The 13,263-nt window shown below is 56.8% G+C and carries 8 protein-coding genes; 4 read left to right on the top strand and 4 right to left on the bottom strand.

Translation table 11 applies throughout. From position 1 onward, the window contains the following. The first annotated feature begins 22 nt into the window (after positions 1 to 22). Both hemH and hemL read left to right on the top strand, forming a co-directional pair. Positions 23 to 1,348 carry a ferrochelatase gene (hemH, locus tag J8E65_RS10025; RefSeq protein ID WP_210375613.1) on the top strand — a complete coding sequence of 442 codons (1,326 nt, stop codon included), beginning with the start codon at positions 23 to 25 and terminating at the stop codon, positions 1,346 to 1,348. A gap of 5 nt (positions 1,349 to 1,353) precedes the next feature. Next, positions 1,354 to 2,655, top strand: coding sequence for a glutamate-1-semialdehyde 2,1-aminomutase (gene hemL, locus J8E65_RS10020; RefSeq protein ID WP_210375612.1), 1,302 nt, complete (start codon positions 1,354 to 1,356; stop codon positions 2,653 to 2,655). Here hemL and rnr read toward each other — a convergent pair. The 3 genes from rnr to aroB all read right to left on the bottom strand — a co-directional run bounded on the left by rnr (position 2,606) and on the right by aroB (position 10,595). Next, entirely contained in the window at positions 2,606 to 4,840 is a 2,235-nt protein-coding gene (rnr, locus tag J8E65_RS10015; RefSeq protein WP_237181893.1) for a ribonuclease R, read from the bottom strand. The genes hemL and rnr overlap by 50 nt on opposite strands. Positions 4,841 to 4,864: 24 nt before the next feature. Beyond that, on the bottom strand, positions 4,865 to 9,415 hold the full coding sequence (locus tag J8E65_RS10010; RefSeq protein ID WP_341481759.1) for a translocation/assembly module TamB domain-containing protein: 4,551 nt from the start codon (positions 9,413 to 9,415) through the stop codon (positions 4,865 to 4,867). Positions 9,416 to 9,494: 79 nt separating this feature from the next. Continuing rightward, positions 9,495 to 10,595, bottom strand: a complete 1,101-nt coding sequence (aroB, locus tag J8E65_RS10005) for a 3-dehydroquinate synthase (RefSeq protein ID WP_210375932.1) — start codon at positions 10,593 to 10,595, stop codon at positions 9,495 to 9,497. Between the two features lie 87 nt (positions 10,596 to 10,682). Between aroB and mnmM the strand changes: the two genes are divergently transcribed. Further along, the gene (gene mnmM, locus J8E65_RS10000) at positions 10,683 to 11,279 is read left to right on the top strand and encodes a tRNA 5-(aminomethyl)-2-thiouridylate-methyltransferase MnmM (protein WP_210375611.1); all 597 of its coding nucleotides are present in this window, start codon (positions 10,683 to 10,685) and stop codon (positions 11,277 to 11,279) included. Here mnmM and J8E65_RS09995 read toward each other — a convergent pair. After that, entirely contained in the window at positions 11,276 to 12,415 is a 1,140-nt protein-coding gene (locus J8E65_RS09995) for a T9SS type A sorting domain-containing protein (RefSeq protein ID WP_237181889.1), read from the bottom strand. The genes mnmM and J8E65_RS09995 overlap by 4 nt on opposite strands. Before the next feature lie 77 nt (positions 12,416 to 12,492). Here J8E65_RS09995 and J8E65_RS09990 point away from each other — a divergent pair, with 77 nt between their 5' ends. Then, entirely contained in the window at positions 12,493 to 13,263 is a 771-nt protein-coding gene (locus J8E65_RS09990) for an NRDE family protein (RefSeq protein ID WP_210375609.1), read from the top strand.

Here is a 13,263-nt window from a genome sequence, read left to right as displayed (position 1 = left end):
GAAAAGATCCAGAGGTGAGCTTATGACGCCTCGTCAATTTCTCAAATTGTATCAATACGACGCGCGACTGGTGCGTGGTGGGTATTTTTCTTCTGCACCGCTTACGGTGGAAGCAGGGGAAACCGTTGGGGTGGTGTTGCTCAACTTAGGTGGTCCGGAGCGCGTAGCCGACGTAGAGCCTTTCTTGTATAACCTGTTTATGGATCCAGCGATCATCGACATTCCGTTGAAAGGGACGCTGCGTCATGTGCTATGCCGCTGGATTGCTCGTCTGCGCGCCAAAAAAGTGGGGAAGGATTACGAGCTGATTGGGGGCGGGTCGCCCCTCAATCGTCTCACGCGTGAGCAGGCCCAGGCGCTTGAGCGCCTGCTGAATCGACGTTTTGGGCAGCCTGCGGGTGTGCGCTTTCGTACCTACATGGCTATGCGCTACTGGCATCCATTTAGCGAAGAAGCAGCACAACAGATGCAGAGTGATGGTGTCGATAAGGTGGTGTTGCTGCCCTTGTATCCCCAGTATTCCAAAACAACTACGGGGTCTTCGCTGCTGTACTGGTGGACGCTGGAGCAGGTAGGGGAAATTCCACGCTGGCCTACAACGTACGTGTTCGAGTACGCTGCCCATCCTAAATATATTCAGGCACTCAGTGAGCGCATTGATGAAGCTTTGCAACGTTTCCCACGCCAACTGCGCCAAGAGGTACATCTTGTCTTTAGCGCTCATGGCACGCCGCTTGTCGAAATGAAGCAACGGCGAGATCCCTACTGCTGTTTGATTCACGCAACGGTTGACCGTGTGATGACTTATCGGCGCCACGATTTGCCTTATCATGTCTCGTTTCAGAGCAAAGTAGGTCCGGGAGAATGGTTAACGCCTAGCACGCCGGATAAGCTGGCTGAGCTGGCGCAGCAGGGCGTGCGTGCTGTGCTTATGGTTCCGGTCGCATTTGTAACAGACCACATTGAAACTTCCTTTGAGCTCGATATTGAAGTGCGGGAGGAAGCCGAACAGATGGGCATTGCACATTACGAAGTGATGCCGGCGCTGAATTGCCATCCGCTGTTCATCGAAGCTTTGGCTGAGGTCACTGTTGCCCAGCTGCGTTTGCCGCTGGCGCCAGAAGCAGCAGGAACCTCGGGAGATGGGGCAGTCGCCACGCAGAGCTATCCTATCCGTCCCTTGGACGAGCTGCCTCGTTACCATCCCAAGATGCGTAAAACGCGCTGTCATCAGTGTGAGCACATCACAGAGGCCCGCTGCTGGATTCCAGGCGAATGTGAGCCAGAGAGTAAGGTGTCGCCAGCAGGCTCCCGCAAGGAAGCTCCCTCCAAGTCGTCGCTTTTGTGAGGCCTATGCGGCTAACGCGAAGCCAGGCGCTCTTTGAGACCGCGTGTAAGGTTATTCCCGGTGGGGTCAATTCGCCCGTGAGGGCCTTTCGCAGCGTAGGTGGAACGCCCCCTTTTCTTGTCCGCGGCGAAGGCGCCTACCTTGAAGATGTCGATGGCAACCGCTATATCGACTATGTGGGATCTTGGGGTCCAATGCTTTTCGGCCATGCCGATCCCGATGTGGTGCAGGCAGTCCAAGAAGCGGCGACGCGCTCCCTCTCGTTTGGGGCGCCTACAGAGATCGAGGTGCGTCTGGCCGAGCTCATCTGTGCGCTTGTGCCTTCAATTGAAATGGTTCGCCTGGTCAATTCGGGTACTGAGGCTACCATGAGTGCGGTGCGTTTGGCGCGGGCTTATACAGGGCGTTCGAAGATTATCAAGTTTGAAGGCCATTACCATGGGCATGCGGATTTTTTCCTTATTGCGGCCGGAAGTGGCGCGCTGACGCTAGGGCAGCCCAACTCCCCGGGTGTGACGCCAGCTGCTGCGCAGGATACGCTTTTGGCGCGTTTTAATGATCTGGCGCACGTTACACAGCTGGTCGAAGCTTATGCGGATGAAATTGCCGCTATCATTTTAGAACCCGTAGCCGGCAACATGGGATGTGTGCCTCCAGAGCCAGGGTTTCTGGAAGGGGTGCGTGCCTTGTGCGACCGTTATGGCATCGTGCTCATCTTTGACGAAGTGATGACCGGCTTTCGGGTGGCGCGTGGGGGTGCTCAAGAACGCTATGGCGTGCGACCTGACCTAACCACGCTGGGCAAAATCATTGGCGGTGGACTGCCGGTTGGCGCCTATGGTGGCCGACGGGAAATCATGGAATGGGTGGCGCCGCAAGGTCCCGTTTACCAGGCTGGTACGCTTTCGGGCAATCCGCTGGCTATGCATGCCGGCTATGCCGTGCTGCGCAAGATTGCCGACACGCCTGACTTGTACGACCGTCTAGAAGCCTTTGGCGCAGCACTGGAGGAGGGGGTTCGTGCCAACCTCAAGGCGTTGGGCCTGGAGCTTTACTTTACGCGCGTAGGGGCGATGGCCACCTTGTTTTTTACCGGAGAACGCGTAGTAGACTATGAAACCGCCCGCCGCTGCGACACCCAGCGTTTTGCCCGCTACTTTCACGCTATGCTTGAAGAAGGCATCTACCTGCCACCCTCACAGTTCGAAGCCTTTTTCTTTTCAACCGCGCACGGCGAACGGGAACTGGAGCGCACGCTTAGCGCCCAGCGCCGCGCGTTGATGCGCGCTTTTTCCGACGGCGCGTAAGCGGTGCTGGCGACGTGTCGTCTTCAGCAACAAAGCGCAGGTCGATCTGACGGGTTGCCGGATCGGCACGGATAACCATAACGCGTACGCGGTCGCCTGGGCGATACCGTTTGCCCGTGTACAATCCCCGTAACGTGTAGCGTCGCTCGTCGTACTCGTAGTAATCGTCGCCCATATCACGCACATGCACCAGCCCATCGACCAGCACGTCGTCAAGCTCAACAAATGCGCCAAAGGGCGTTACGCTGCTAACTACGCCCCAGAAAGTTTCGCCCACGTGTTGTTGCATATACTGCACTTGCTTCAGGCGTACCGAATCCCGTTCCGCTTCTTCAGCAGCCCGCTCCCGTTCAGAGCAGTGTTCACAGCGTGCTTCCAAGGCCTCTATGTCGATCAAAGTGGGGGCAGCTTGAGGCTGCAAATAGTGCTTAAGCAGGCGATGCACCATGAGATCTGGATAGCGCCGGATTGGACTGGTAAAATGCGTGTAGTAGGCGAAGGCCAAACCGTAATGCCCAATGTTTTGCGTGGAATAGCGCGCTTTGGCCATGGCGCGCAAGGCGGCCTCTTCGATAACAGGTTCCTCGGGAGTTCCTTTAACGTGGTGCAGAAGTGCGTTTAAGGCCTTCGAAGATACGCTGCCGTCTTCTAATTCTAGCCGATAGCCAAAGGCGCGTACGTACTGGGCAAGCTGATAGATCTTTTGCGCATCAGGCCGGTCGTGAATGCGGTACACAAACGGGAGGGCTTGGCGACGCTTACCGATAGTTTCGGCCACCAGCCGATTGGCCAGTAGCATGAACTCTTCGATCAGTTGGTGAGCAGCCAGGCGAGCTTTGCGATATACCTTGACCGGATAGCCCAAGGCGTCCAGTTCGACCTTAACTTCTGGTAGGTCAAAGTCGATGGCGCCAGCTTCTAGGCGAGCTTGGCGTAGCTTTTGGGCTAGGGCATGTGCCAGCCGAATCGGATCGGCCAGCGGATGCTCGGCACCCTCGATGATTGCTTGGGCTTCTTCGTAGGTAAACCGGTGGCGAGAGTGGGTGATCGTTTCGGAAATGCGGTAGCGGACAAGCTCAGCTTCCGGTGTTAGTTCGATGAGAACCGAAAAGGTCAGTTTGTCTTCGCCAGGCCGAAGTGAGCAAACCTGGTTTGAAAGCTTTTCAGGTAACATGGGGATAACCCGATCTACCAGGTAGACACTGGTGCCGCGTGCATAGGCTTCTTCGTCGAGTGTAGTGCCGGGGTGGACATAAAAGCTCACGTCGGCAATGTGCACACCAATTTCAATGTGGCCGTTAGGCAGCGGGCGCAGATGGAGCGCATCGTCGAAGTCCTTGGCATCAGAGGGATCGATCGTGAAGACTTCACGGTCGCGCAGGTCCAGTCGACGCTGGTATTCTGCTTCGGGTATCGCATCGGGGATGCGTTCGGCCTCGCGTAAGACAATTTCCGGAAAGCTTGAGCGTACGTCTTTACTCAGTGCTAACGCCAAGACTTGAACAGCAGGATCGCTGCTGGGTCCTAGTACAGCAAGCACGCGGCCCTCGGGGAGCCCTTTGGGGTCTGTGAACTGGTCGATCGAGACCACGACCTTGTCTCCCGCCTGGGCTCCCCCAAAAGCATTCGGCGGCACATAGATGTCGCGCGTTAGCCGGGGATCGTCAGGCACGACTACGGCAAAGCTGCCGTGCGGCTGAAAGGTGCCCACGGTTTGCGTGCGACGGCGTTCTAAGACTTGAAGCACCTCGCCTTCGCGACGCCGGTTACCGCGGGCCGGTGCAGCCAAGCCCACCAGTACCCGATCGCCATCGAGGGCTGTACCCATATGGGCCTCAGGAATGTAGATATCCGCTTCTTCGCGTCCTTCTACTTCCACAAAGCCATACCCCTGAGGATGAACACGCAGAATGCCTTCTAGGCGATAAGGACGGCGCTCGTAGGTATACCGGCCACCTTTAACCCGAGCAATTAGATGCTGATGCTCGAGCTCGGCAAGTACCTCCCAAAAGCGCTGGTAAGCTTCGTAGTCTTTTAGATTGAGACGGCGAGCCAGCTCTTTAGGATGATAGGTTTTGTGGGCATTGTTGCGTAGCAAGGAAAGAATCGCCTGTCGAAGCTGCTGCCGTGTTAGAGATTGCGGGTGCGCTTCAGAAGACGAGACTGCAGAACGTTTACGCGCCAAGGATTTTGACAGATTTTGACGTTATCATGGTGGTTGAACGCTACTGCTATCGCTATTGTTGCTCGTATGGGTGAGTGGAGGAGAGGTGGTGTCTTCCGGACTAGGGCTTAGCCACCCGAAGAGTCGATGCCAGAGGTGGCGCCAGGTTGGAAAGTCTGTCTGATAAAGCAGCCCTGCACCGGCAGTGTTGGTCAGGGTATAGTCGTTGAGCACGTCGTCTTCGCGTCGATAGAATACCTGAACCGAAACGTTGGGCGTAAGGCGCATTTCGATAGCAAATTCTCCAAGGAGATTTTGCGGACTGTTTGTGCTTTCACCGCGATAGACACCCTGTCCGCGAATGACCAGGCGCTCGTTGAGCAGTCGCAGCGCGACCCCATAGGTGACGTCTAGGCGCTGGGCACTTTCGCCTTGCACGCCCAGAAGCACGTCGACATTGGGGAGCATCTGACTGAGATAGCGGTTGAGCTGGCTGGCCACCAGTTGAGAGAGGCTGTTAAAAGCCAGCTGGTTGCCCGAAGAGGTAAGTGCTTCGGGGTTGGTTTGTTCTGTGGTCAGTAAAAACGAGTTGGTTAGCAAAACGCTCGTGGCGTATTCGGCTGCGCGTTCGGGCTGGTTGAGCAGTGTTTCTATCCCCTCATAACCGGCTAAGGGCTCATTGGTGGCGCGGTCGATTGCCAAGCGCAGATTCACCTGCGGTGTTTTAACGCGGCCCGTAATACGCATTTGCACCACAAGAGGAATAAGGCCGCCGCCTTGACCCAGCGTTCCTGGTAGTCCAGCCCGAGAGGCGCGGGTCCGATAAGCTGCGGCCAGATCCAGACGGGCATTAATGGGATCGCCATCCCAGGTAATGGTGCCGCTGTCGAGCAAAAAGCGACGCATAAACACTTCGCCGGCGGTAAACAGATAGTCCCCTCCCGCAACATTGAGCTGGCCAAAAGTTTGAAATTCTCCTTGCTGGCGGATGATTTGCAGTCGGCCGCTACTGCGCGCGTTGATGACGTCGCCTAGTAGCGGATCGATCACCAGCCGTACCATTGTGCCCTGGGGAGCCAGGAGGTTAACATCTAGGTCCAGTCCGTCCAAAAACGATCGTTCCTCTGGTGGGCGGCTGGCCAGCAGGTTGGGGCGGCGTTGCGGCCGTTTGGGCAGTTGACCTGTAGGATCAGCAAAGATGATGAAAGCTTCGTCCGACTCAACGCCTGTTTCGGCTAAGGGGATGTAAATTTCACTTTGCGAGAGCACCTCGCCGTCGGCCGTAGCGAGGAGGGCGCTGTAGAGCGGACCATTGAGCGTAAAGGTCCCGTTACCCCAAATGCGGCCATAGAAAGGCAGCGTTCGAACATACGTCACATTCATGACCTGGAGGCCGCTTAAGCGGGCGGTGAGGCCAAAAGAGAAAAAGCGATATTCGTTAAAGTTAATGCGCCCTTGTACCTGGGCGCGGCCGCCCGTAGGGTCGCGTAGTTGCACATTTTCCAGTATGATCCCCTCGCGATCGACGCGCACTGGCCCTTCAACGGTATAATGCAAGTTGAACTGTGGAATGTCGAAGGCACCGGCATGCAGTTGCATCGCCGCTTCGAAGATCGGCCTTCGGAAGGTACCTGTAATGCGGCCACTGCCGCTAAAGTAGCCTTGCACATTGGCGATGAGATCTGGGAAAATGTATTCGAAGAAAAAGGCTTCAGCATGAGCGGTCTCCAGGCGAAGATTTAGGGCACCTGCAGATGTTGCTGAAGGAAGCTGTAGGGTACCCCGAAGGCGCAGCTGATTCGCTGCAGGCAAGGTGGTATCCGGCATCAGCTGGGCATCGAGGGCAACAAGCGGTGAGCCCGGCATGTAGTAGCTGACCAGCGACAACGTACCCAACAGGTGCTCTTTAAGGCGCAACTGATCGACGCGCAGGTAACCCGCCAGCTGCGGCGCGCCTAGCACTCCAGTGAAGCTGAGTGCGCCGTTAAGCTGCCCGCCAAGCCAGGGTACCTCATAGGTCGCCTCAAGTAATCCATCGAGCGAAATGCCTTGCAGCACCACATAGGCGGTATCGGAGGGTAACGCAGAAAGCAAGCCTTGGAGTGAAATGCGGCCACCTTGAGCATCAGACCGACCTATAAGGTTTAGGCGGTGCAGCAGGACAGCATCGGCGTACAGGTCAATCTGGGCCGGCTGCTCCAGCTGCCATTGATAATCGCGCACCTGCCAAAAAACTTCCTGTACCGTCAGGCGATTAAAGCGTTCAAGCAAGTCCAGCGTGGCTGTAAAGCGCAGCGTGGCTTTCACCGTGTCGGGTCGACTGCTTAGGCTGAGCTGTCCACCATCCGGTTGCAAGTAACCCACCAGGCGTACGTTGCGGAGCGTTTGCCGGCCATAGGTTACTTGAGCGCTTTGCACCTCGAGCATGGCGGTCAGACGTTGGGTAACGGGAAAGCCCGTAGCGAGTTGGAACTGACCGTGTAACCGGCGCTGCCGGAGTGCACCCAGCCGCAGCGAGTCGGCCTGAACTTCAAGGTTCAGGACTAGGGTGTCGGCACCAGCTCGCATCTGGAAGAGGCCTTGAAGGTCTGTTTGCAGCACTGGCCAGCCTAAAAGCACCTGGAACCATTCAGGCTTTCTCAGTCGAAACCGGCCCTGCGCTGCCATTTCCGGCCCCATATAGCTGGGCAGTGAAGCGATGGGTTGCACACGCGGTGGTCGGTAAAGGGGCTTGTCGAATTGTTCAGCTAACGCTATGGTTATTGCTTGTCCCCACCGCTGCATGAGGTGCCAAAGCGATTGCGGCGGTAGCAACCCATTTACAGAGGCTTCCAACAAGTCACCCTGCAGCTGCACCTGATGGCGATGGGCTTCGGCATTCCATGTAAGTGCCATAGTGACGGGTGGGAGCATGTGTCGATATCCTGAGCGTTCGGCCTGTGAAGAATCCACCCGTAGGGTTGCTTGCAGTTGCAGGGCCTCTGAGGCAAAACCCGTAGCCTGCAGCGATAGTGTGGCGTTTAGCGCGGTATGCAGCGTATCAGGCGCTAGGTAAGGGCCAAGATCGAACCGTTGGGCTAGGGCTTGTAGGCTAAAGTGCGCATCATCCGACGCTGTGCTCCAAGAAGCAGTAGCGGTGAGTTTTCCGCTTGCCTGAGGTAAGGCGAGCGTGGCCCATAGCTGCTGGTTTTGCTGCTTGAGCGTCATCCGAAGCGAATCAGGGCCCTGTCCACCAAAAGGTGTGGGAAGCAAGTGGGCATGCAACGTAAGGTTTTCCCTACCCGAACCCTGCAGTTCAAATCTACCGTCCAATGGCGTTGCCAATGGGCTTTGCGTCCACACGCTTTGGAGGTTGACGCGTTCTAGGCGGCCGCGTGCGCGGTAGAACAGCTCCGAGCCAGGGCTTGGACGCGCTAGCTGAAGGGATCCGCTAAGAACTCCTGGAAGCCCAGAAAGCCGGATGCGGCCTTCAAGGTAGCGTATGGCTACAGGCTGAAGTTGCGCTAGCGCACCTCTAAGCTCGGCCTTTAGCGTTAGCCGACTGCGTTGGTTGGCAGACGCAGGAACCACCTGTTTAGGCCAAAGTGCTGCGATGTCGGCTAGGCGCAAGCTGGTGCTGGAAAAGGTAGCCGTAAAGGCTAGCGAATCGGGCAACCCCTGCACGGTGCCTTCAATACGCAACAGGCTGGCTCCACTGGCCAGCGAGAGGGGATCCAGTTGGAGTGCATTCAGCGGTCCGCGAAGGCGTCCCGTGAGATCTACCGCTCGAAGCAGTGCAAAGCGCGGTAGCAGCAAGCGCAGCGACTTTGGGTCGAGATGCGAGGGGTCTACCGTAAGATCCAACCAAGGCGTGCGTTTGGGGTCTAGCTGAATCTCTCCGTCTGCTGCTAGCCAGCTGGTACCGACACGCAGTGCTAGGCGCGAAAACTGCCATCGTGAGGCCTGATGGATTACTTGGCCTGCAGCGTGCAGCGGCAGGTTAACTGGAGTAGTCAGGTGTGCCGAAAGCTGCCAGAGATCCACGAGTTGCTGCCCCGGGCGTAAGTCTACCGAGGCCCAGAGCGTGAGGCTGTCGAGCTTGGCTTCGGTAAAATCCTGCAAGATTTGCTGTGCGACAATGGGGGGAGGATCTCCGGTACGTCGGGTTTGGATTGCACCGCCTACAACCCGTAGACGGGCTACAGCAAAGGACCACGTAGAAGTGGGGCCTGGTTGATCTGGGCGGCGCCATAGCGTGGCTAGGTTCCAAGTACCCTTGTCGTAATGCAGTAGCAGCAAGGGGTTGTAGAGCTCTAGGCTTCGGAAAGCCAGTGTACGCTCGAGTAACAGACGCCAGGAGGGGCGAAGCGCTACCGAATCGATGGTAAGCACCAGCCGACCAGCTGCATCGCGAAGCTGTACGTCGCGCGCATAGAGGCCATGTACAACGTTGCCTTCCAGCCGTCCGATGTGCAGTTGTCCATTCACCGTAGCCCGAAAGGCAGCCTCAAGCTGCTGGCGCAGCAGGTCACGCCCGACCTCGGTGCGGGTCAGTATGAAAAAAAACACCACGCCCCCAAAGAGCAAAGCGCCAGCAATTCGTAGCAGCCAGCGCACGATATGTTTGGCAAAGCGTAGGGGCAACGTTCTATGAGGAGGGATAGGGGGTGACTTTGAAAAAACGCCAAAAGCAGCTTTAAGTGCCAACTGCAAGTCGTCGCATTTCCAACACAAACTGCCAGGCGGCTTGGAGCTCGCCAACGCTGACCTTGTCGGTCACGTAAGCTTTACCTAATGCTTGGAGAAGCACAAAGCGCAAGCGGCTTGCTAGCGTTTTTTTGTCTACCTGCATAGCGTCAAGCAGCAAGGAAAACGTTAGACCGTCGAGCGGTTGGGCTATAGGGAGCTTCAAAATTAGGCTGCACAGGCGGTCAAACGGCAGCTCCGGATGGCGCTGGTGCGACAGCCACAGTGCGGCCAGCATACCCAAGGCTACCGCCTCGCCGTGCGTAAAACGGCCGTAGCCAGCTACGCGCTCAATGGCATGGCCAAACGTATGGCCAAAGTTCAAAATCGCCCGAAGTCCGGATTCCCGCTCGTCTTGCACCACTACGCGTACCTTAACCGCCATGGCCTGAGCAATAAGCTGTGGCAACAGCTCGGCTGCGCGATGCCGGATCACTTCCCAGTGCGCTTCCAGAAACGCGAACAAGTCGGCATCGCCAATTAGGGCATGCTTGATGACTTCAGCCAGGCCACTGGTCCATTCCCGCTCTGGAAGCGTCAACAGCAACGTCGGATCGGCATAAACTAACTCAGGCTGATAAAAGGCACCGATCAGGTTCTTGCCCCGTGCATGGTTGATGCCGGTCTTGCCCCCAATGGCACTATCCACTTGTGCAATGAGCGTTGTGGGCACCTGAACCAGCGGTAGGCCCCGTAGGAGGGTAGCTGCAGCAAAACCAGCCAAGTCGCCGATCACGCCACCCCCGAAGGCGAGTAGAGGCGTGCGCCGATCGATCCCCCAGGCCAGGGCCGCATCGTAGATTTGGCTTAGATGCGTCAGCGATTTGGTTTCCTCGCCTGCCGGCAGGATGAGGGCATGGGGCAGCCAACCGAAAGCCTCCAAAGTAGTCCGAAGCAGGTCAAGATGCAGTGCAGCTACATTTTCGTCAGTTACAATCAGGCAACGCCCGCGTTGCAGACCAATGCGGTCAAGCCATTCTGGTAAGGCCTGCAGCCCGCCCACCACGATCGGGTAGCGGCGGCCATCAGGTAAGGCGACTTCGTGCACCATCGAATGCAGGGATACCGTATGCATGCCGTGCGTAAACTAACCCTAAACCAAACCTTGAGTCTCCCAATTTAGGCACAAACGCAAGGGATGCGTGCCGTGCAGCCGTTTTTTCTCAATGTCTCGCAACTGGCTCATTTTTTTGTGGCAACTGTTTTGCAACCTGGCGAGGCTGCTATTGATGCTACCGTAGGTAACGGATACGATACGGTTTTTCTGGCGCGCCAGGTAGGCGATACCGGACGCGTTTTTGGCTTTGAGGTGCAGCTGGAAGCCCTGGAGAAGGCCCGCAAGCGTTTACGCATGGCTGGACTGGAAGCGCGCGTTACGCTGTTTGGGGAAAGTCATGCCCACATGGCAACGGCGTTGGCTACGGTTTGGCACGGCCGTATCAGTGTCGTCATGTTTAACCTAGGCTACTTACCCGGTGGACATGACCGAAGCTGTATTACGCGACCAGAAACAACCCTACCAGCTTTGAATGCTGCGCTGCAGCTTTTGCGCCCTGGTGGATTAATCACTGTCGTGGCCTACCCTGGGCATCCAGGCGGGGCTGAAGAAGCAGAAAGCGTTCGGGCCTGGGCAGCTACGCTGGACGCCACGCATTACGCAGCCTCAACCTACCGATGCTGCAATTGTCGGAAGCCACCGCCTGAGCTTACCCTGGTATGGAAGCGGGCACGCTAAGGCTTCACCACAAGCCGATAGGTCCAGCTATATGGCCCAGCCTCGACGCGGCACAAGTACACGCCTGCAGCCCAGCCTTTGGCCTGAATCGGGAGCTGGTGCGTACCAGGAGCAAGCCATCCCCCAAAAGCCCGGGCGACTTCCTGTCCCAGTAGGTTGTAGATGCGCACTGAAACCGGCTGCGGTGTGGGTAGCGTAAGCGTGAGCATCGTTTGCTCAGCAAACGGATTGGGATAGGGAGCTTGCAATAAAGCCCCCGAGGTCGTGGCCCATGGTTGGTGTGCAACTGGCGCTACATGGCTTACGCTGTAAGAGGCTGCGCTAGGTTGCAATGAAAGGGTAAACGAAGAAAACACCAGCCGCGTGGCAATCTCGGCTGCCAAGCTCAGGTCTTCGGTAAGATAGAGGTAATCGACAGCTACGTCTTGCGTAGAAGGAAACGGCGCTGGAAGACCCTGAACGCGAACGGTTCGCTTAAGTCGTAAACAGGGGGACGATCCTGCAGGCGTAATCAGCATGCCGTAGCCATCTACCTCCCAAAGGAGCGTGACCGAGGCATTTTGCAAAAGGCTTTTGTACTGCTCATACAAAGCTGCCAGCGAGCTGTCGCCTGAAAAAGCCACCAGGAAAGCCACCAGCACCTCAAGGTTAAAAGAGGCGCTCGGCCAGCTCCATTGCGGTGTGCCGTAGGTCAGCGGAAAGCGCAACGCTGGAAACGGATCGTCGGGAGGCAAGGCCATAATGGAATCGCCAGTTGCCAGGCCATAGTAAAATTGCCCCTCATTCTGGCGTAATGCCCCATAGAGGTACACGCCTTCACGCACCTGCAACGCATGGTCTGCCTGTAAAAATGCACGCGCTCCCGGCAGCGTATCGCTGTAGGGCAGATAGACTTGCGCACTTGTGACGGGTTCTAGATACGTAAAGGCCGAAAAATCCCAACTTTGTGCTGCACCCTGGCGTGTAATGAGTCCCTGCAAAGCTTGGCGCACTTGAACTTGCGTTTCTGAGGAAGTGCCAAAGTCAACCGGGTGCCGTATGCTTATGTAGGCATTCCCGATCAATTGGGCGTAGGTGTTTGCATTCAGCGTCGGTTGGGCTGTTGCAGACAAGATGCCTAGCAGTAGCAAAGGCAACGCGAAGCTTCCGCGGCAAAGCATAGACGTATGTGCATACGTGACGAAGTATATTAATAAAAAAAGCGAAAATAAACATGTGTTTGGTACTCTTGGCGTATCATCAGCACACCCGTTACCGGTTAGTACTGGCGGCCAACCGGGATGAATACTACGCCCGGCCGTCCGCAGCAGCGCATTGGTGGCCTGATGCCCCAATGGTGTTGGGCGGACGCGACCTAGAGGCTGGCGGCACGTGGCTAGGCATTACGCGTCAGGGGCGCCTGGCTTTAGTTACAAACTATCGCGAACCAGATCGCCGCACCGCTGGTAACCGTTCCCGGGGATGGCTAACACGAGATTTTTTACTGGGTCACATGGATCCCCAAACCTACCTACGGTACGTGCTTGCTCAAGGCGAAGTCTACAATGGTTTCAACCTACTTGTCGGAAATGGGCAAACCTTGGTTTATGGCTCCAACCGGCAACAGGAAATTGAAGTGCTCCGGCCTGGCGTATACGGCTTGAGCAATCACCTGCTGGGCACGCGTTGGCCTAAGGTAACGCGCGGCTTAGCCGCTTTTAACGCCATCCTCGAGCAGGACACCATAAACCCCGAGACCTTGCTACACCTGCTGGCTGACCGCAGGCCGGCACCCGAGGCGGCATTGACGCAGACTGCGCTGGAAGCCGAATTAGAGCGGCGCCTTTCGGCGATCTTTGTGGTTAGTCCTGCTTATGGAACACGTGCGGCCACGGTTCTCCTGTGGACTTATGACGGCAGCGTAACCTTTGCAGAACGTACGTTTGGCCCTGAAGGGCGTTGCTTAGAGACGCGAATCTATCAGCTCAACCTCAGTACGCCCTGA

Origin of the sequence: Rhodothermus bifroesti (assembly GCF_017908595.1) — a bacterium.
Taxonomy (GTDB): Bacteria; Bacteroidota; Rhodothermia; order Rhodothermales; family Rhodothermaceae; genus Rhodothermus; species Rhodothermus bifroesti.
This window is presented reverse-complemented; position numbering and strand designations above follow the sequence as displayed.

Excerpts from the sequence above, each read along its gene's own strand:
- hemL (WP_210375612.1), top strand. The coding sequence starts at position 1,354 with ATGCGGCTAACGCGAAGCCAGGCGCTCTTTGAGACCGCGTGTAAGGTT.
- hemH (WP_210375613.1), top strand. The coding sequence starts at position 23 with ATGACGCCTCGTCAATTTCTCAAATTGTATCAATACGACGCGCGACTG.
- aroB (WP_210375932.1), bottom strand. The coding sequence starts at position 10,595 with ATGGTGCACGAAGTCGCCTTACCTGATGGCCGCCGCTACCCGATCGTG.
- mnmM (WP_210375611.1), top strand. The coding sequence starts at position 10,683 with ATGCGTGCCGTGCAGCCGTTTTTTCTCAATGTCTCGCAACTGGCTCAT.
- J8E65_RS09990 (WP_210375609.1), top strand. The coding sequence starts at position 12,493 with ATGTGTTTGGTACTCTTGGCGTATCATCAGCACACCCGTTACCGGTTA.